The following is an 18,917-nucleotide window of genomic DNA, read 5'->3' on the forward strand; positions in this document are numbered from 1 at the left end:
GACATGAAACGACGCACAGATCACGTCCTGACCCGGCCCCGCAGAGGACCGTCCGCGGGCGGCAACCGGCTGTGGGTCTGGCTCATGGTCCCGGGCACCCTGTGGATGTCCGCCTTCCTCGTCGCCTCCCTCGTCCTGGTGGCCGCACTGGCGCTCGGCACCACCGACCCGCTCGGCAATCCGCAATTCGGACTCAACTTCGAGAACATCACGGCACTGGCCGAACCCGCCTACCGGGCCGTGCTGCTGCGCTCCCTCGGCTACGCACTGCTCACCTGCGTCATCTGCCTGGCCGTGGCCTACCCGGTCGCCTACGCCATCGCCCTGCACGGCGGACGCTTCAAGAACCTCCTGATCGCCGCCATCGTCGTCCCTTTCTTCGCGAACTACCTGGTCCGGATGTACGGCTGGTCCGTCGTCCTGTCCGACGACGGCCCCCTGCTGAAGGCACTGCGCGCCGTCGGGATCGCCGACAGCGACACGAAGATTCTGCAGTCCGGCGTGGGCGTCATCGCCGGACTCGTCTACGGCTTCATCGTGTTCATGATCATCCCGCTGTACGCGGCGCTGGAGCGCATGGACGTGTCACTGATCGAGGCAGGCCGCGACCTCTACGGAGGCCCCCTGCGGACCTTCTTCTTCGTCACCCTGCCCGCCACCCGGCAGGGCGCCGCAGCCGGCTGCGTCCTCGTCTTCCTGCCCGCCATGGGCGACTTCGTCAGTGCCCAGCTGATGGGAGGCCCCGACCAGATCATGATCGGCAACCTGATCCAGGACAAGTTCTTCCAGGGCCAGAACTGGCCGCTCGGCTCGGCACTCACCATGCTCATGATGGCGGTCCTGTTCCTCGGGATGGTCGGCTACCTCCGCCGGGCCCGCAAGGACGAAGCGGAGGCGACGCGATGACTCTGCGCCCGGCCCTCAAACCTCAGCGCCGCCCCGCCCCCCGCCCGCTCCGCGCCGTCGCCACGCGCACGGGAAGCAGCCCGGCCACCCGAGCCTCCCGTGTCCGCAGGCGCCGCCGCGGCACCGACCGCAAGCCTCGCTTCGCCCTCGCCGTCACGGCCGCGTTCTTCGCGCTCCTCTACCTGCCCATCGGCGTCGTCGTCCTCTTCTCCTTCAACTCCCAGAAGTCCCTCACCGTCTTCAAGGACTTCAGCCTCCGCTGGTACTCGGCCTTCCTCCGCGACGAGGTCCTGCTCGACTCGCTCGGGATGAGCCTGCGGGTGTCCCTGGTCGCCATGGCCGGTTCGCTGATCCTCGGCGTGGCACTGGCACTCGGCCTGGTCCGCTGCCGCAGCCGCCTCGGCTCGTTCGCCGGCCTGATCATGCTCGTTCCCCTGATCACCCCCGAGATCGTCACAGGGGTCGCGGCCATGATGCTCTTCAAGGGCCTGGGCATCACGCTGTCCACCGGCACCGTCATGCTCGCGGAGATCACCTTCTCCATCTCCTACGTGACGGTCATCCTCCGGTCCCGGATCGCCGCCCTCAACCCCGAAGTCGAAGAAGCCGCGATGGACCTCGGAGCCAGCCGCTGGCAGGCGCTGCGCCTGGTCACCCTGCCCGCGCTGCTCCCCAGCATTCTCGCCTGCGCCGTACTCGTCTTCGCCCTCGTCTTCGACGACTTCGTCCTCGCCTACTTCACCACCGGCGTCGACCCCCAGCCGCTGTCCGTCCGCATCTACTCGGCGATCCGTTTCGGCGTACAGCCCACGATCAACGCCGTCGGCACCCTGATGCTCGCCGGGTCCATCGGTCTCATCGCCCTCGCCCTGTTCATCCCGCGCCTGTTCGGCCGTCGCGGCGGCCTCGACCTCCTCTCCGGGAAGTGACACCGTGACCACGACGACCACCACGGCCGCCCTGGCGGCGACAGACACCGCATCCGCGGTCCGGCTCGAGTCGATCAGCAAGAGCTACGGCGACTCCTTCGCCGTCCGCGACCTCACCCTGGACATCGCGCCGGGCGAGTTCTTCTCCCTTCTCGGCCCCTCCGGATGCGGAAAGACCACCTCGCTGCGGATGATCGGCGGATTCACCGACCCCACCGACGGCACCATCCTGCTCGGCGGCGAAGACGTCACGGCCCTGCCTCCCAACAAGCGCAACGTCAACACCGTCTTCCAGAGCTACGCCCTCTTCGACCACCTTTCGGTCGCCGACAACGTCGCCTTCGGCCTCAAGCGCGCAGGCGTCGGCCGCACCGAGATACGCGAACGCGTTGCCGGCATGCTCGAGCGGGTACAGCTCGGCAGCCTGGCCGACCGCAAGCCCCACACCCTCTCCGGCGGGCAGCGCCAACGCGTCGCCCTGGCGCGCGCCCTGGTCAACCGCCCCCAAGTCCTGCTCCTCGACGAGCCGCTGGCCGCACTCGACCTCAAACTCCGGCGCCAGATGCAGGTCGAACTGAAGCAGATCCAGCGGGAGATCGGCATCACCTTCGTGTTCGTCACGCACGACCAGGACGAGGCCCTCACCATGTCGGACCGGGTCGCGGTGATGAACGAGGGCCGCGTCGAGCAGTGCGGCACCCCCGAGGACGTGTACGAACGCCCGGCGAGCCGGTTCGTCGCCTCGTTCATGGGCACCTCCAACCTCGTGCCCGGCACCTACCGCGCCGGTGAGGTCGTGGTCGAGGGCGGCCCCGCGCTCCCTGTCGGTCCCCGCGCCGGCGTCAGCGACGGCAGCCGGGTCAGCCTGTCCGTCCGGCCGGAGAAGATCTGGCTCTCCGACCTCGAACCCGGCATGACCCGCGTGAACGGCGTCGTCCGGGAAACCGTCTACTCCGGGCCGACCACCACCTACCTCATCGAGCTCGCCCCCGGCATCACCCTGTCCGTACTGGAGCAGAACACCGACCGATCCCGCATGGAAGACCGCTGGAGCGGTGGCGAGAGCGTCGAGATCGGCTGGAGGCCCGAGCACTGCCTGGTACTCGACTGACCCCTGCGCCGTCCGTCGACCCACGAAGGAACTCACCATGAACCACGATGTCATCGTGCTCGGCGCAGGGCTCGCAGGTCTCGCCGCCGCACGCGACCTCGCCGCGGGCGGAGCCGACGTCCTCGTCCTCGAGGCCCGCGACCGGGTCGGCGGACGCGTCGAACAGACTGAACTCCCCGACGGCCGGCTCGTCCAGCTCGGCGGCGAGGTCGCCGGCCGGGCTCACACCGCCTACCTCACCCTCGTCGAAGAACTCGGACTCAGCCTCGTCCCCAGCTATGTCGCCGAACCCGGCTTCATGGCCCGTGCCACACCCGAGGGGATTTCCGCCGGGGACCCGCCCCACTGGTTCGGTGCCGCAGACGACGCCTGCCACCGACGGCTCACCGCCGCGTTCACGGCCCTGGCCCACAGCGTCGACCCCGACGACCCATGGTCACACCCCGAGGCCGCCGCCCTCGATGCCCTCTCCGTCGCCGAATGGCTGCGCTCCGAGGGCGCGAGCCACGCCGTCGTACGCCTGTGGGAGATCGGCCAACTCGCCCTGGCGAGCGGCTCGTACGAACGGACCTCGCTCCTGTCCGCCCTGCGCAAGCACGCCGCCGTCCCCGGCGGCGACGAGACGGACCACTACGACTACGAGGACTGGGAGGGGCTGCGGGTGGCCGAAGGATCGGCGACGGTGGCTCTGCGGATGGCCGACGCGCTGGCGCAACGGATCCGGCTCGGCGCACCCGTCGACGAAGTCGCCGTACGACGTGGCGGGTGCACCGTGCACCTCGCCGGAGGGGAGACCCTCACCGCCGGCGCAGTGGTCAGCGCCCTGCCCGTCGGCCCGCTGCGCCGCCTCACCCTCACCGGCGTCTCGGACGCGCGACTCGCCTCCCTGCACCGGCAACGACAGGCCGTCGCAGCCAAGTTCGTCGCCGCCTACGACAAGCCGTTCTGGAGGGCGTCGGAACTCAGCGGCTTGTCCGAGTGCGAAGGCGTCCTCGGTAGCACCTGGCCGCAGAACGAAGGGATCCTCTCCGCCCTCGTCCCACCGGAACGGTACGGCGTGCTCCTCGGCATGCCCGAGGCACTGCGGGAGCACGAACTGCTCGGCGACATCGCCCGCCTCTACGGAGAGGAGGCGCACAGCCCCCTGAGCACGTACACACGGATGTGGGGCACCGATCCCTGGACCCAGGGGTACGTGACCCAGTGGACCCCCGGCGATGTCATGGCCGTCGGCCCCCTGCACGCAACCCACGAACCGCCCTTCTACGTCTGCGGATCCGACCAGTGGGTGGCGGGCTACATGGAAGGCGCGGTACGTACCGGCCGCGCCGCGGCGAAAGAGGCACTCACCCGTGGCTGACACCCCCATGCATTGCGTCCTCAACCACATCGGGGGAGCGGACCTGCCCGCAGTCTCGGGCGCGACAACGGAGCTCGTCGACCCGGCGACCGGCAGCACACACGGCACCGCCCCGCTCTCCGGACCTGAGGACACCGACGCGGCCTGCGCCGCCGCGGCAGCCGCGTACGAGATGTGGTCCACGACCACACCGGCCGAACGCGGGCTGGCACTGCTGCGCATCGCCGACGCCGTGGAGAGGCACGCGGACGATCTGGTCGCGGCGGAGACCGCGGACACGGGCAAGCCCGCCGATCTGTTCCGGTTCGACGAACTACCGGCGATCACCGACACCTTGCGCTATTTCGCGGGAGCGGCACGGAATCTGCCCGGCGCCGCCGCGGGCGAGTACACCGAAGGACGCACCTCGCTGCTGAGGCGCGAACCGGTTGGTGTCTGTGCCCAGATCACGCCGTGGAACTACCCCCTGATGATGGCCGCGTGGAAGATCGCACCGGCGATCGCGGCAGGCAACACGACCGTACTCAAACCCGCCGACACCACCCCGTCCTCGGCCGCCCTGCTCGCCCGGATCGCCGCCGGCCATCTGCCTCCTGGCGTTCTGAACGTGGTGTGCGGCGACCGTGACACCGGCCGGGCCCTCGTCACCCACCCGGCAACCCGGCTGATCGCTGTCACCGGAAGCGTCCGGGCGGGCCGGGAGATCGCCGCCATGGCAGCCGCGGACCTAAAAAGGGTCCATCTGGAACTCGGGGGCAACGCCCCGGTCATCGTCCACGACGACATCGACATCGAGACAACCGCCGTGCAGCTGGCCGCCGTTGCGTACTACAACGCGGGCCAGGACTGCACCGCTCCCACCCGCCTGCTCGTTGACGTCCGCATCCACGACCGCTTCGTGGACGCCTTCGCGGCCTGCGCGGCAGCCTTGACCCCGGGAGTCGACTTCGGCCCCCTCAACAATGCCTCCCAACGCGGGGCCGTCCAGGGTCTGCTGGACCGCCTGCCCGGCCACACGAAGATCGCGACGGGCGGCTCCGCGGTGCCGGGTCCCGGCTTCTTCCATGAGGCCACCGTCGTCACCGGCGTCCGCCAGAGCGACGAGATCGTCCAGGAGGAGATCTTCGGCCCGGTCGTCACCGTCCAGCCCTTCGCGGACGAGTCCGAAGCTCTCCGGCTCGCCAACGATGTGCGGTACGGCTTGGCGGCCGGCGTCTGGACCACGAACCACGAGCGGGCGATGCGGGCGACCCGGGCTCTGCACACGGGCATTGTCTGGGTCAACACGCACGGGACCACCGTGTCCGAGATGCCCCACGGCGGTGTCAGGCATTCGGGCTACGGCAGCGATCTGTCGATGGCGGGCCTGCTGGATTACACGCAGGTCAAGCACGTGATGCTGTAGACCGGTTCAGGATTTCCTGCCGCGCTGAGCCCGTGCAGAGCCGGCCCGTAGCCGCATGTGCGGCCCGGGCCGGTCCGGCATCCTCGGAAAAGCCGGCGGTGACCTCTGGGTCAGGTCAGTGGAGTTGGTAGGCCTTGGGGAGGCGCATGCCGCGGTCGGCCATGATCTGCCGCACCCGGTCGGGGTAGTTGGTGATGATGCCGTCTGTGCCCATGTCCATGAGTGCCTCGACGGTGGCCGGATCGTCGCAGGTCCAAGGGATGACTTTCAGGCCGCGGGCGTGTGCCTGGGAGATCATTGTCCGGTCGGGGTAGAAGCGGAAGCCCGGGTCGCCGACCTTGCCGCTCTGCGGGAAGCCGTAGTTGGGGGAGAGGGCCTTGACGCCGGGGATGGTGGCGGCGGCCTTCACGAAGTCGCCGTCGTAGTCGTCGGCGTCGATCCCGCCGAGCCATGGGGAAGCGCCGGGTTTGCCGACCTGGAGGAAGTCGTAGTTCGTGAGCGCGACCAGCGGCCATCGCGGCGCCAGCTTGTGCATCGCCTTCAGCGCGCCCCAGTCGAAGGACTGGACGGTGACCTGGCGTTCGATGCCCGAGGAGTGGATCTCCTCGTAGACCCGGCGCACGAACAGCTCACGTGGTGCGGTCTGTTCGGGCGCCCCCGCCTCGACCTTCGTCTCGACGTTGAGGGTGACCTGCTCGGCGCGGTAGCTCTTGACCAGGTTCAGGACGTCCTTGAGCTCCACCATCCGGAAACCCTTGATCACTTCCTGCTCGGGGTAGCCGGGCAGCTGCTGGTAACCGCAGTCCATGGTCTTGATCTGAGCCAGCGTCAGGTCCTTGATGTACTTCCCGACGTACGGGAATATCGGGTCGCCCGGCGTGACCGGTGCCGTGTCACGGCACTTCACGGCGCTGACCTGCCGGTCGTGGGTGACGACGACCTGCTCGTCCTTGGTGATCTGAGTGTCCAGCTCCAAGGTGGACACCCCGAGGCGCATCGCCTTGCCGAATCCCTCGAGGGACTCTTCGGTCGTCATGCCGATGCCACCGCGGTGGGCCTGCAGGTCGAAGTGGGTTTTCTGAGGCGGCGCGCCGGAGCCGTCGGACGGCGTCGCATGAGAGGCCACCGGGAAGGCGAACACCGGCACCAGCGTCAGGCCCGCGAGGCAGTGTCTGAGGAAGTGGCTTGAGGACATCAAAAACCCTACTCGTGTTGGTTTGAGCGACCAGGAGACGCTAGTTCGGCCTCGGGCGGGCTCAACGGCCTGGACGTGATGGTGTCGTGAATGCTGGGGGAACGACTTCCGGCTCACCGGCCCAGACGCTCTCCGTGCGTATCGTCGGCCGTCGTCAGGTCAGCCGACCGTCGTTTCGTAGACGAGGATCTCGGTGCCCGCGCGCTCCTCGCCGTCGTCCGGGGCCGCCCACATGCGCAGCGTGCCGTGGTCGGTCTCCAGATGGACCGGATTGCGGGTGGCGACGTGGCCGGCGGCCGACCACTGCTGGATCGGTGCCTCGTGCCTGGCGGCATGCGAGTCGAGGTCGAGCACGGCGACTCCGCCCAGCTCGAAGTCCGCACCGGTCGCGGTCTTGTAAGCGGTGATACCGGTGCACAGCATCGTGCGGCGGTCGGCGTTCGCGCAGTCCTGATAGTCGAGGAAGTGACTGGTGTTGACCGCGTGGGAGAGTTCCTTGCCCGTGCCGTTCCAGACGTAGAACTCCCGGGAACCCCAGGTGACTCCGTGCACGCGCCCGGTCGTGGGGTCCGGCACGACACCGCCGACGTGGTCGGCGGCGCGGAACGCCTCGTGGACCGTGAGGGTGCGCAGGTCGATGCGGTAGACGATCGCGTGACTGCGGGGCCGGTATTCCGCCACGGGAACCCACAGCGATGTCGCGTCGGCGTCGATGCCGCCGGGGTGGTACATGTGTCCCTCGCCCAGAACGATGTCCTTGATGAGGTTGCCCTGCAAGTCGAGCACGAAGACGTGCCCCCGCCCCTTGCCCGGTGTCCGGTCGTAGCCGTCGACCGGGGCCGGATACTTCACCGGAGCCTCGATGATCTCCACGCTGGAGAGGAAGAGGCGGTTACCGACGCGGGCGAAGCCCTGGGGGTGGTACGTCGGGAAGTCCAGCTTGATCCGCCGCGCGAGGGTCCACTGTGTGGACCGGTTCACGTGCGAGACCGCCTCGGCAAGTGGTGCGTGCGCAGACCTGTCGGCGCCGACGGCCTGGGTGGTGACCACGGTTGCCGCAGCCGTCGCCAGTACGGTCGTGACCAGGGCGGCGACGCGAAATACGCGGGTCGATCTCATCGGGGCCTCTCCTCGAGTCCGGGTGGAAGGGCGTACCCGGGATGTCTACGGGCCGCCGGTGTCGGGGCTGTGACAGAGGCGCGGCGACCCCGTGGCTTGAAGCCGAACACGGCCGGTTCCTGCGCCGCGGGCGTCGGAGCCGGGAATGGGCTGGTCACCCACCGGATGCCTCCGAGGATGCCCCGGCCTTCAGGCCGGGGCCGCCGGGTCGAGCAGTCGGCGGGCGCGGGTGACGGCCACGTACACGAGGCGGGCCTCGTCCGCGCGCAGAAGGCGCTGGATGCCGTCCTCGTCGAACAGCGGAGCGGTGAAGCTCTTGCCGATACGAATACGGACCCATTCGCGGCCCGTGGCCTTGTGCGCGGTGGAGACGGTGAGCTGTGCCTCCTGTTCGGCCGACAGCCGTTCCCCGGCTTGCGCGCCCCCCGTACTCGACCCGGTCACCTCGGTGGCGGCAAGGCGTACTCGTCCCGTCGAAACCGCCGCTGTCTGTGCAGACGCCAGATGAGGCACACCATTCCTGAGACGAAGCACCAGCGGGCCAACCGCCAACGACGAGGCAGTACAGGCGGCCGGCCCACCGGATTCGACAAGACGACCTACAAGCGCAGGAACGAAGTCGAGCGGACGATCAACGCGCTCAAGAACTCACGGGCTGTCGCGACGAGATACGGCAAGCGGGCCTACATCTTCGACGGCACCGTCACCGTCGCAGCAATTCGGCTCTGGCTGCGTTCGTGACCCATCTGCCGGAGATGCGGCGCGCGTTGGCTGAGGACGGAGGCGGTCAGCGCACGCTCCGCCCGGCGGCGTTCGCCTGCCACTCGCGGCCGATGGAGCGCATCAGCGCCGGGTACACCCCGATGTACCGGAAGGGCTTGATGGCGGCCATGTAGAGGGTGCCGAGCAGCCCGTTCGGCTTCACCAGGACGGCCATCTGGCCGCGGTAGCCGCCGGACCCGTCCGGGACCCAGCCGATGTGCATCACCGCGTGCACGGTCTTGTTGCCCATCTCGGCGGCCCACTCGTCGTCCCTCTGATAGATGGAGGTGAACGGGGACGAGCCGAGGTCGGGACCCTGGGGGCCCTCGCGAAGGTCCGCCGGCAACCGGTCGCGCAGGGAAGGCCGCGAGGTGCTGATGGCGGTACCGGACTTGTCCCAGCCGAGCAGTGCTCCGAGCTTCCAGCGGACGGCGAAGAGCACGCGGGAGACAGGACCTTCTCCGTTCACCCCGCTCCTGATTCCTTCGGCGGTCTGGCGCACCAGCCACACAAGGTCGTCGGGTCCGCCGGGGGTGGGCAGTGCCCACACGTCCTCGACCGTGAAGTCGTCGGCGATCTCGTGGATCCGCCAGGGGCGGTCGGTGTGAGCGGTTCGGGGAAGTCGCATGAGCAGGCCCCTGTCTATACGGTTGCGTATATGTCGAGCGTAGACCCATCTATACGCACCCGTATACTCGGCAGGGACGTGAGGAGGCACACACCATGGGCGCGACCCGCACGCCACGCGGCAAGTGGATCGAGGAAGGCTTGCGGGCACTGGTCGCAGGCGGCCCCGAAGCCGTCCGGATCGAGGCACTGGCGCAGGCGCTCGGCGTCAGCAAGGGTGGCTTCTACGGGTACTTCCGCAACCGGAACGCGCTGCTCACCGAAATGCTCGACACCTGGGAGTACGAGGTCGCCGAGAGCGTGATCGAGCAGGTTGAGAGCGGCGGGGGAGACGCCAGGGCCAGACTGGAGCGGCTGTTCGCCGTCGTCGCCGCCGCCACCGACGGGCCGGTGCGGGGCACCACCGCCGATATAGCGATCCGCGACTGGGCCCGCCGCGACGCGGCCGTCGCCGAGCGCCTGCGCCGCGTCGACAACCGCCGTATGGACTACCTGCGTTCCCTGTTCTCCTCCTTCTGCCCCGACGAGGACGAGGTCGAGGTCCGCTGCCTGCTCGCCGTCTCGGTGCGCATCGGCAACCACTTCAACGCCGCCGACAACGGCAAGCGCAGCCGCGCGGAAGTGATGGAGCTAATCAGGCAACGGCTGCTGGAATAGCCGCCCCCGCCATCGCCACCCGCGCGTGGCGTCACTCTCACGTGGCTCAACGTGCGGCCCCGGTCACGGCCAGGGTTTGTCCGGCGGAATCAACGGCCCAGGTCACCAGGGTTGGCCTGCGACCTCGTTTTACGACGGGATAGGGGGCGTTCGTGGCGCGGGTCAGATGGTGAGAGTGGGCCAGGGGACGTCGGTTTCGACAGCGGCGGTGTAGTCGACGCCGGGGACAGAGAAGCCGTAGAGGCGGCGGACTTCGGCGCTGAACCAGTCGAGGTCGGCGAGTTCGGTGATGGTGTCGCTGGTGGCGGTGCTCCAGCATTCGGCGACGGCGTTCTGCACGGCGGGGTCGAGTTCCCAGGTGTCGAGGCGGACCCGGCCCTCGTCGTCGAGGTCGAGGGGGCGGGCGCCGGTCAGCTGGTCCCACAGCTCCACCAGTTGGCCGATCGGCGCCACCATGGCGTCGCCGAGGACGCCGCGCAGCAGCCCGACGTACAGGGCGATGCCGGGGATGGCGGTGGAGGACTGGGTGACGGCAGCGGCGTTGACCGAGGTCACGGCCCGGCCGCCCAGGGTCTTGCCGAGGCGCTCGTCCAACGTGCGTGCGGTGGCTTCCAGATGGGACTTTGCGGCGCCGATGGTGCCCTGCCGGTAGATCGCCGCGGTGAGCGGCGAGCCGATGTAGGACAGGGCGGCGGTGGCGAAGCCGTCGGCGAGCAGGGACCGGTCGGCCAGGAACGTGATCCACCGTTCCCAGTCGGTGCCGCCCATCACCGCCACGGTCTGCTCGATGTCGTCGCCCTCGGCCGGCGCGGTGGTGACCTCCTTCACCTCCGGGGCGCCGTACTCGTCGAAGACGAGGGTCTTGGTGGTGTACGGCGAGCCGATCGGCTTGAGGGCCGAGGCATACACGTTGCCGGTGTCCGGGTCGGTGCGGCGAGGCGCGGCCACCGAGTAGATCAGGAAGTCGAGTCGTCCCCCAAACCGCTCGGAGAGGAGGTCGGCAACCTGCTCCTTCACCGTGTCGCTGAACGCATCGCCATTGAGGAAGACCATGTCCCGCCCGTGCTGTTGGGCGAACCGGGCGGTGGCGGCGGTGCGGTACCAGCCGGCCGTGCCGGTGCGCCGCGCCGGCGCCTTCTCGAAGCACACGCCGATGCCACGGATACCGACACGGGCCAGGCCCGCGATCGTAGCGGCCAGGCCATACCCGGCGGACGAGCCGATGACCAGAGCCACTGGCCCTTCGCCCCCGGCGGTGACCGGGGCGGGGACGGCCTGCCACATCTCGTCCACCAGCTGTCGGCAGCCGCCAGGATGGGAGTCGAGGAACAGGAAGCCCCGGCTCTTGGGCGCAATGATGCGTTCGCTCACGGTGTGGTGTCCCAGGTGTCGTCACGGACAAGGACGCGGCGGCCGCCTCGGCCACCCCGTCCTGCAAGTCTGCGGCCATGCGGATGAACACGGTGATCTTGACCGGCACAACGATGTCCAGCCGGGCTTGGAGGGTTCCCACTAGCTCTGGCGGGGGCAGCTGGCGGCACCCAAGTCCCATCCCGCGGGGTAGCACCGGATGTGGATTCTGATGATGCGAGATGCCGGCTTTGACGACTCCACTGACTCCGTACCGAAGGGGTGGACGCCAGACGGTGCGGACGCTCTGACCGGGTAGGTTCAGGTGGCTGCTGGCGCAAGTGTCTCGTGGCCGGTTGGCCTTTTACGGTGCCGTCCAGACTGAACCCGGCTTGATCACCCTTTCGGGCCGGAGGCCACATCCGAGAGGAACAGCCCTGTGAGCGAATGGCAGTTGACCGAGACGTTCCGCACCACGTCCGGCGATGTCCGCTGGGATGCCCTCGGACAACCTGGCCAGGATCCGGTTGTTCTCCTGCACGGCACACCTTTCTCCTCGTATGTCTGGCGCGCCGTCGCCCGCTCCCTTGCTCGCCGTCACCAGGTGTTTGTGTGGGACATGCCCGGTTATGGGGCATCGCAGATGTTCGCCGACCAGGATGTGTCCCTTGCTGCGCAGGCCAGGGTCTTCACTGAGCTCCTGGCGTACTGGGGGCTGGAGGAACCGCTGGTGGTCGCCCACGACTTCGGCGGTGCTGTCTCCTTGCGGGCGCATTTGCTGCATGGCGCCCGCTACCGCGCGCTTGCTTTGGTCGATCCGGTCGCGCTGGCGCCGTGGGGGTCCCCGTTCTTCCGGCTTGTGGGCCGGAACTCCGAGGTCTTCGAACAACTGCCGCCCGCGTTGCACCATGCCCTGGTGCGTGAGTACATGAGTTCGGCCAGCAGTCCCGGACTGCATCCGGCGGTTCTTGACCGGCTGGTGCGGCCTTGGCTCGGGGACCTCGGCCAGGCGGCCTTCTACCGGCAGATCGCCCAGGCCGACCAGCTCTACACCGATGAGGTGCAAGGCCGGTACGGCGAGATCAGCATTCCGACGCTGGTGTGTTGGGGCGAGAACGATGCCTGGATTCCGGTGGCGAAAGGACGGGAGCTCGCTGCCCGCATCCCGGGCGCGCAACTTGAGCTGATTGCCGGTGCGGGCCACCTCGTCCAGGAAGACGCACCCGCCGAACTCACGGCCGCGCTCATCGCCTTCCTGCAGCACCCCCGCTGACAGCCAACAACGCGGTGAAGTTCCTCTGCGAGCCGCGTCTTGATTTGTTCTGGGGATGGGCAGGCAGAGGGCCCGATCGTCGCGTCAGGTGAGCGCCGGATTCCACGGCTCCGGGGTGGTGCGGGTTCGTTGGGGTAGGTCGTTGCCACTGGTCAGCCAGGGTTCGGAAGTGCCTGCAGCCGGCCGGCTCGCTCCGTGCCGGAACTGCATGGGCTGAGCCGGCAGGCTCGCTGCGCACGCCGGAATGCCTACGGTGTGCGTTCGCCGGCGCCGTTGCTCCGCCGTCGCAACCATGCCGCGGACCGCAGCGGCCACTGGGATCATCCTGCCGACGTGCATAGCCTCTGCAGGGCTGTCGGCCTTCCCAGGCCGGCCACTGCTCTCCCGACGGGTCCGTGCGGGTTGCGGCCGAAGGAGTGGTCATGGTGGCCCGGTGTGTCGGCCGTGACCTGCGAGGAATGCCCGTGGACGAATTCCGTCCTCTCTACAGTGCGCAGGCGGGCCGGGCGAGAGTGTGACTGTCTGTACGAGACAGCTGTGCACCTCACCTGGGAGACAGTCGAGCCATGTTCGAGCCTCGCTCCTCCGGCGACGACCGCCCGATGACGGCTCGAGCGTGCTCCGGCCGACGCCGTGTCAGTCCTCGGTCCCTACCCGCAATCATCGCCCTTGTCATCGGAGGACTGTTCGTCTGGTCCACCCCCACGACGGCGGCCACACCGGTAGCACTGAGGCAATCGACCACGGCCGCCACACCGGGAGCACTGATGGCAGCCATGCACTCGACCACCTCGTTCTGCGAGGACGCCACCCCCACCATCGTGGGCACCAAGAAGAACGACATCATCGTCGGGACCCCCGGCAACGACGTGATCTTCGCACTCGAAGGCAACGACATGGTCTACGGACTCGGGGGGAACGACCTCATCTGCGGTGACTCGGGCAACGACACCCTTCACGGTAACGAGGACAACGATCAGCTCTCCGGTGGCTCGGGCAACGACACCCTCGACGGTGGCCTGGGCAACGACGACCTCCGCGGTCGCTCGGGCAATGACGACCTCCGCGGGGAACCAGGCAACGACGAGCTTTCCGGTGGCTCGGGCAACGACCTGCTCCGGGGTGGCCTGGGCAACGACTTGCTCTCCGGTGGCGCGGACAACGACGATCTCCACGGTGGCAGGGGCAATGACCGGCTCGACGGTGACGAGGACAACGACACCCTCCACGGTGACGAGGACAACGACACCCTCCACGGTGACACCGGCAACGACACCCTCTCCGGTGGCAGGGACAACGACGATCTCCGCGGTGGCAGCGGCAACGACCGGCTCGACGGTGACGAGGACAACGACCGGCTCTTCGGGGAAGCCGGTGATGACGCTCTGAACGGCGGACTCGGCACGAATACCAACAATGGCGGCCCCGGAACCAACAGCTGCATCAACCCACGACACGGCCCCGGCTGCAACGCCTGAAACGGGCCGCGCCCCGGTTCTCCGTCCGCAGGCGGCGGTTCTCTGCCGTCATGTCGGTGGTCACCCCAGGGCGCGGGCCGGCGTTGGTCCGGGCCTCACGCACCCACTTGCGCAGGCGGGTCAGAACGTGCGCGGCAAGCTCGGCGACCCAGGCACCGTCACGGACCCTCTCCGTCCGGCTCGACGGCTGGAGGTCCAGGCCGAAGCCGGGACCTCCAGCACGGCCTGGTGAATCGCGTCGGTGGGTGATGGTCATCCCCACCGAATACGACAGCCACCGGCCGCGCGCGGCGGGCCAGTCGAGGAACTCGTGGGTGCCGCCGCCGGAGTCAGGTGGCTGATCGGCAGGGTGGCACAGGCCGACGGCCCCGCGGATGTTGCGGGGTGGGTGTTGGCCTCGCTGAGGCTACGTGCGTTGGGGGTGGCCGAAGAGGAGGTCGTAGCCGGGCGGGAGTTGGAGCAGGACGCGGCGGGTGATGTCTTCGCCCGCTGCGTCGGCGGTGACGCTGAGGACGGCTCCGACGTCCCAGGTCGCGGTCTGTTCGGTGGCTCCTTCGATCCATGCCGCGGTGGCTCGCACGAATCGCTCGGGGGAGAGTGGTTCGGCGGTCTGTAGGGGGTTGAGCAGGATGAGGGCGAAGGTTTCAGGGAGCCGGGCGGCCAGCTCGGCCCGTACCTCGCCTACCAGGTGTGCACCCAGGAGTGCCAGAACGGTGCGTGCTGCCCGTTCGGCTTCCTGGGGTGTGCCGTACTCGCCGCGTTCCTGGACCTGGTTGAGGAACGCCTCCCATCGCATGGTCATTGCTGCCCCCTTCAAGGTGAGCGCGGAGGACGGGGGTGAGGGGGAGATCGGTTCCCGTCCTCCGCGATGGATGGGTGAGAATCTGGCTCAGCCGCTGATCTGCCGGCGTCCGGATTCTGCGCCGATGGCGATCTTGCGGGGCTTGGCCCGCTCGGCGATCGGGATGCGCAAGGTCAGGACACCGGCTTCGTAGTCGGCCTTGATGTGCTCGGTGTCGAGCGTGTCGGCCAGCATGAGCCGGCGGGAGAACACACCCAGCGGGCGCTCGGAGAGTTCCATCTGCACGTCGTCGGCGTTCGTGGCCGGCCGGCGCTCGGCCTTGACGGTCAGCATGTTCCGTTCGACGTCGATGTCGATCGCGTCGGTCGTGACGCCGGGCAGATCGAGGTTGATCACGTACTCGTCACCCTCGCGGTAAGCGTCCATCGGCATCGCGGACGGCCTGGACCACGTGCCGGACGTGCCCAGGAGCTGCTGGGTGAGACGGTCGATCTCGCGGAAGGGGTCGGTGCGCATCAACATCGCGAAACACCTCCAGTGGCTTTAAGGCAGTAACAGCCAATGCGCTTCACCTACATCCGGTTGTAGCATGTCATCCAAAGGATGACAAGGAATGACGTCGTCGAAAGGGTGACGTCCGGGAGGGCTCCATGACCGCAACCGACCAGCCCCGCGAGACCGGCCCCACCGCCACCTCCTTCCATGTAGCCGCAGCGGCGCTGGACACGATCGCGCAGGCCGTACGCACCGCCCAGACGCCCCAGAGCGGACCACAGCCCGACTCCGGGCAGGCCGGTTCCGAGGAGGCGCTGGCTGCGCTACTGCTGCTGCGTGAACTGCGCGGCCAGCTCGCCGGATGGGAACCAGGACTGATCGAAGCGGCCCGCGAGGCGGGGGCCAGCTGGGCCGACCTCGCCCACCCCCTCGGCGTCGCCAGCCGCCAGGCCGCTGAACGCCGCTACCTGCGCGTGCGCCCCGGCACACCCGGCGCCACCGGCGAACAACGCGTGCAAGCCACCCGCAACCTCCGGGCCGCCGACCGAACCGTCACCGCCTGGGCCCGCGACAACGCCGCAGGCCTGCGCCGACTCGCCGGGCAGATCACCGCTCTCACCGATCTCCCCGCCGAGGCCCGCACCCCACTCGCCCGGCTCGAGAAGGCCCTGGCCGACAACGACGCCGCCAACCTCGTCGACCCACTGGCCGCCACCCAGGCACACCTGAAAGCCGGCTACCCCGAACTCGCGGCCCGCATCGACACCATCACCCGCCGCGCCGACCGGCTTCGGCAAGACAGCAGCGGCCACCGCAGTACCCCCACCTGACACACGGCGGTCCGTCTGGCCGCTGCCCAGCGCGCCCCAGGAGCGGCTCGGACGCCCCGAGTTGCCCGACGAGCGGGGGCCGGCCCACGGTGTGCAGCCGACCCTGGGTTCTCGCCAGGGGGCTTCACTACGGCCGCTGACGGTGAGGCACGCGCCCGTCAGCGAACAAGCCTTTCTGATCTACGTGATTGGCTGCACTGGTCCGTGTAGCGTGTCTGTCAGCTGTCGTGGTTCGAGGAACCGCCCGTGAGCGCGAGTTCACGGGCATCTTGCTGTGCAGAGGCTGAGGACCAGGGCGATCACCTCCGGCTTCCGCACGGTGCGGGAGCCGACTTCGAGTCCTTGGAGGACACATGGCCAGCGGAACGGTGAAGTGGTTCAACTCGGAGAAGGGCTTCGGTTTCATCGCCCAGGACGGTGGCGGTCCTGACGTCTTCGCGCACTACTCCAACATCGCCACGTCGGGCTTCCGTGAGCTGCAGGAGGGTCAGAAGGTCACGTTCGACATCACGCAGGGCCAGAAGGGCCCGCAGGCGGAGAACATCCTCCCCTCCTAGCCGTTAGCGGCGGACCGTTGTCGGTGTCCGTACCCGGCCCGGCCGGGTACGGACACCGACACATGCGCGGCGCCGGTCCTGCGTGATCAGGGCTCGGCGTCCGGCGTCGTTGCACCCCCCGCGAGGTTTCCGACAGTTGCGGCCGGTGCGTGTGGCTATGAAGTACTGGCCGCTCAGGCGGCGTCGGACACCCTGGTCGCAGACCGGGCGGGCTCTTCGCCGGCCGTGGCTACGACCACGGCATCTCCACCACAGACCCGGGTCCGCGGCCGGGGCATCGTGCCGGGCCATGGCCCCGACGCAGTACCGGGCAGGTCAGTGGACTGGGTTTGCACAGAGGGGCAGTTGAGCGGCCGGTTGCCCGGCCCGCCGCGGCCAGGGCCGCGACGCTCGCCGAGACCGTCAGGGCCGATTCCCGCTGTGGTAGCAACGCTGCCGACTGACGGGCCGGGCCGGGCGTCCCGAGAGGTGGATGTCCTCGAGGTCTGAATCCCCGCGCAGTTGACCGGCCGACGGCGTCGGCGAGACGCGGCTGTGGCACCGAACCGCGTAAAGACGGGAACTCGGGGAAGACGAACGATCAACGAAAGGAGCACACCGTGCCCGTCACTTTCCGCAAGAGTTTCCGGATATTCCCGGGTGTCCGCCTCAACGTCAACCGTAAGTCCGTGTCCATCACGGTCAGCAAGGGCGATGGTGCCAGGCGTACTTACTCGTCGACAGGTCGGCGCACGACCTCAGTGGACCTTCCCGGGCCTTTCGGCTACCGCAAGACAACCTCACGCCGCAGCCGCGACTGACCACAGCCGTATGCGAGCAAGCGACGGCCACTTTGCAGGCTGCGCTCGCGATCGCGCCGGGGTGCGTCAGGCGGGCGGGGCGCGGCTTGGATGCTGGGCGACTGCGAGGCGCTCGCAGTCCATTTCGCTCTTCCCGTACGGGAGTTGCCGGCGGGCCGAGCCGGGCGAGTGGGGCGCTGCCGGCGGACGGCAGGCGGCAGGCCGGCAGGCCATCGACCGAGTCGAGATCCGTCGCCGTCCCGCCCGGCCGGGGAGTGGATGCAGCAAGCCACCCTGGCGATCCGCGCCCGCACCACACTCGGCGTGCTGCGCGACACGATCCAGCCGTTCCCCAGCTTCTCGGAGATCTACGCCGCCGCACTGAAGGCGCTCAGCCGCGAGATCAAAAGAGTGCGGCAGCCGATCGGGGCGTGACACGACGAACCCGACCGGGGAGGAACCATGAGCACCGCGCCATCTGTATCTCCCAGTCGCCGAGACCCGGCCCTGCTCGGCCAGACCGTTGTCATCATCGGCGGGAGCGCCGGCATCGGGCTCGCGACAGCCAGGCACGCACGCGCCGAGGGTGCCGGCGTGATTCTGACCGGCCGGAACCCCGGCCGGCTACGGAGCGCGGCGACGGACGTCGGTGCAGTCAGCACCGCCGCCTTCGACGCGAACGCCCCGGAGTAGCTGGAGCGGTTCTTCCGGGAGCTGCCAAAGCCGATCGACCATGTGATGGTCACGGCTGGACACCCTTCCTAAGGGCGGCTCCTGGAGATGGACTCAGATCAGGCGCGCCGGGCGATGAGCCAGCACATGTTGCTGGCGCTCGAGGTCGCACGCCACGCCGTCGGCAAGGTGCAACCCGGTGGCACGCTGCTGTTCATGGGTGGTACCGGAGGCCGGCGGATCAGACCCGACCTCGGGATTGCGCCGGCGGTCACCGCCGCGTTGCCTGCGCTCACGGCCGGCCTCGCGCTCGAGCTTGCGCCGGTACGCGTCAACCTCATCGCAGCCGGCTTCGTCGACACGCCGTTGTCGGCAGAGCTCCTCGGCGACGGACTCGACGCCCGCCGCGAGGAGTTGCGAGCCACGCTGCCGATCGGCCGTGTTGTCGGACCGGACGACGTCGCGGCGCTCGCCGTTCACATCATGACCAACACGGCACTTACAGGCGCGACGTACGACGTCGATGGTGGCCAGCAACTCGTTGGCTGAGCTGGCTCGCGACGGGCATCCCACACGGCTCCGGAGGCGCCTTCGCCTCGTGGATAACGTG

General features: G+C 68.8%; 21 protein-coding genes and 2 pseudogenes. 15 read left to right on the forward strand and 8 right to left on the reverse strand.

Annotated elements, in window-relative coordinates:
* Positions 1-3 precede the first annotated feature (3 nt).
* The 5 genes from J7E87_RS22540 to J7E87_RS22560 are packed head-to-tail and all read left to right on the forward strand — an operon-like array spanning position 4 to position 5,711.
* Positions 4-906, forward strand: a complete 903-nt coding sequence (locus J7E87_RS22540; protein WP_215096300.1) for an ABC transporter permease — start codon at positions 4-6, stop codon at positions 904-906.
* Complete coding sequence (locus J7E87_RS22545) at positions 903-1,835, forward strand: ABC transporter permease (RefSeq protein WP_215096301.1); 933 nt, start codon at positions 903-905, stop codon at positions 1,833-1,835. Before J7E87_RS22540 ends, J7E87_RS22545 begins: the two co-directional genes overlap by 4 nt.
* 4 nt (positions 1,836-1,839) lie before the next feature.
* Positions 1,840-2,946, forward strand: a complete 1,107-nt coding sequence (locus J7E87_RS22550) for an ABC transporter ATP-binding protein (protein ID WP_215096302.1) — start codon at positions 1,840-1,842, stop codon at positions 2,944-2,946.
* Between the two features lie 37 nt (positions 2,947-2,983).
* Positions 2,984-4,306: an NAD(P)/FAD-dependent oxidoreductase gene (locus J7E87_RS22555; protein WP_215096303.1), complete on the forward strand. Its 1,323-nt coding sequence runs from the start codon at positions 2,984-2,986 to the stop codon at positions 4,304-4,306.
* Positions 4,307-4,313: 7 nt separating this feature from the next.
* Positions 4,314-5,711 (forward strand): aldehyde dehydrogenase family protein, encoded by a 1,398-nt coding sequence (locus J7E87_RS22560; protein WP_215096383.1) that lies wholly within the window; start codon positions 4,314-4,316, stop codon positions 5,709-5,711.
* A gap of 115 nt (positions 5,712-5,826) precedes the next feature.
* On the opposite strand, the gene J7E87_RS22565 is transcribed toward J7E87_RS22560, so the two are convergent.
* From J7E87_RS22565 to J7E87_RS22575, 3 genes are all read right to left on the reverse strand, one after another.
* On the reverse strand, positions 5,827-6,906 hold the full coding sequence (locus J7E87_RS22565; protein WP_215096304.1) for a glycerophosphodiester phosphodiesterase family protein: 1,080 nt from the start codon (positions 6,904-6,906) through the stop codon (positions 5,827-5,829).
* Between the two features lie 159 nt (positions 6,907-7,065).
* Positions 7,066-8,025, reverse strand: a complete 960-nt coding sequence (locus J7E87_RS22570; protein ID WP_215096305.1) for a DUF6454 family protein — start codon at positions 8,023-8,025, stop codon at positions 7,066-7,068.
* A 189-nt stretch (positions 8,026-8,214) separates the two neighbouring features.
* A complete protein-coding gene (locus J7E87_RS22575; protein WP_215096306.1) occupies positions 8,215-8,469 on the reverse strand; it encodes a hypothetical protein in 255 nt (84 codons plus the stop codon).
* Between J7E87_RS22575 and J7E87_RS22580 the strand changes: the two are divergent.
* A pseudogene (locus J7E87_RS22580) lies at positions 8,443-8,766 on the forward strand (IS5/IS1182 family transposase); the annotation flags it as partial. The gene J7E87_RS22575 and the pseudogene J7E87_RS22580 overlap by 27 nt on opposite strands.
* A 46-nt stretch (positions 8,767-8,812) precedes the next feature.
* Here the strand turns inward: J7E87_RS22580 and J7E87_RS22585 are convergent.
* On the reverse strand, positions 8,813-9,415 hold the full coding sequence (locus J7E87_RS22585) for a DUF2867 domain-containing protein (protein WP_215096307.1): 603 nt from the start codon (positions 9,413-9,415) through the stop codon (positions 8,813-8,815).
* Positions 9,416-9,510: 95 nt separating this feature from the next.
* Here J7E87_RS22585 and J7E87_RS22590 point away from each other — a divergent pair, with 95 nt between their 5' ends.
* Entirely contained in the window at positions 9,511-10,071 is a 561-nt protein-coding gene (locus J7E87_RS22590) for a TetR/AcrR family transcriptional regulator (protein WP_215096308.1), read from the forward strand.
* 162 nt (positions 10,072-10,233) lie between these two features.
* Here J7E87_RS22590 and fabV read toward each other — a convergent pair whose 3' ends face one another.
* Positions 10,234-11,442 (reverse strand): enoyl-[acyl-carrier-protein] reductase FabV, encoded by a 1,209-nt coding sequence (gene fabV / locus J7E87_RS22595; protein WP_215096309.1) that lies wholly within the window; start codon positions 11,440-11,442, stop codon positions 10,234-10,236.
* A gap of 418 nt (positions 11,443-11,860) precedes the next feature.
* On the opposite strand from fabV, the gene J7E87_RS22600 reads away from it, so the two are divergent.
* Together J7E87_RS22600 and J7E87_RS22605 are read left to right on the forward strand one after the other, a co-directional pair.
* The gene (locus tag J7E87_RS22600) at positions 11,861-12,694 is read left to right on the forward strand and encodes an alpha/beta fold hydrolase (RefSeq protein ID WP_215096310.1); all 834 of its coding nucleotides are present in this window, start codon (positions 11,861-11,863) and stop codon (positions 12,692-12,694) included.
* A gap of 767 nt (positions 12,695-13,461) precedes the next feature.
* Positions 13,462-14,172 (forward strand): calcium-binding protein, encoded by a 711-nt coding sequence (locus tag J7E87_RS22605; protein WP_215096311.1) that lies wholly within the window; start codon positions 13,462-13,464, stop codon positions 14,170-14,172.
* A 129-nt stretch (positions 14,173-14,301) separates the two neighbouring features.
* Here J7E87_RS22605 and J7E87_RS35275 read toward each other — a convergent pair.
* From J7E87_RS35275 to J7E87_RS22615, 3 genes and pseudogenes are all read right to left on the reverse strand, one after another.
* Positions 14,302-14,503: pseudogene (locus J7E87_RS35275) on the reverse strand (IS1380 family transposase); the annotation flags it as partial.
* Between the two features lie 75 nt (positions 14,504-14,578).
* On the reverse strand, positions 14,579-14,974 hold the full coding sequence (locus J7E87_RS22610; protein WP_215096312.1) for a DUF2267 domain-containing protein: 396 nt from the start codon (positions 14,972-14,974) through the stop codon (positions 14,579-14,581).
* An 87-nt stretch (positions 14,975-15,061) separates the two neighbouring features.
* A complete protein-coding gene (locus J7E87_RS22615; protein ID WP_215096313.1) occupies positions 15,062-15,496 on the reverse strand; it encodes an Hsp20/alpha crystallin family protein in 435 nt (144 codons plus the stop codon).
* A gap of 128 nt (positions 15,497-15,624) precedes the next feature.
* On the opposite strand from J7E87_RS22615, the gene J7E87_RS22620 reads away from it, so the two are divergent.
* The 6 genes from J7E87_RS22620 (at position 15,625) to J7E87_RS35285 (ending at position 18,856) form a co-directional block, all read left to right on the forward strand.
* Positions 15,625-16,299 (forward strand): type III effector protein, encoded by a 675-nt coding sequence (locus J7E87_RS22620; RefSeq protein ID WP_215096314.1) that lies wholly within the window; start codon positions 15,625-15,627, stop codon positions 16,297-16,299.
* A gap of 353 nt (positions 16,300-16,652) precedes the next feature.
* Positions 16,653-16,856 (forward strand): cold-shock protein, encoded by a 204-nt coding sequence (locus tag J7E87_RS22625; protein WP_215096315.1) that lies wholly within the window; start codon positions 16,653-16,655, stop codon positions 16,854-16,856.
* Positions 16,857-17,455: 599 nt separating this feature from the next.
* Positions 17,456-17,656: a DUF4236 domain-containing protein gene (locus J7E87_RS22630; RefSeq protein ID WP_215096316.1), complete on the forward strand. Its 201-nt coding sequence runs from the start codon at positions 17,456-17,458 to the stop codon at positions 17,654-17,656.
* A gap of 258 nt (positions 17,657-17,914) precedes the next feature.
* Positions 17,915-18,070, forward strand: a complete 156-nt coding sequence (locus J7E87_RS22635) for a hypothetical protein (RefSeq protein WP_215096317.1) — start codon at positions 17,915-17,917, stop codon at positions 18,068-18,070.
* Positions 18,071-18,097: 27 nt separating this feature from the next.
* Positions 18,098-18,328 carry an SDR family NAD(P)-dependent oxidoreductase gene (locus J7E87_RS35280; protein WP_251017813.1) on the forward strand — a complete coding sequence of 77 codons (231 nt, stop codon included), beginning with the start codon at positions 18,098-18,100 and terminating at the stop codon, positions 18,326-18,328.
* Between the two features lie 81 nt (positions 18,329-18,409).
* Complete coding sequence (locus J7E87_RS35285; RefSeq protein ID WP_374195212.1) at positions 18,410-18,856, forward strand: SDR family oxidoreductase; 447 nt, start codon at positions 18,410-18,412, stop codon at positions 18,854-18,856.
* The last annotated feature ends 61 nt before the right edge of the window (positions 18,857-18,917 follow it).

The organism is Streptomyces sp. ISL-1 (assembly GCF_018614585.1).
Classification (GTDB): Bacteria; Actinomycetota; Actinomycetes; order Streptomycetales; family Streptomycetaceae; genus Streptomyces; species Streptomyces maoxianensis.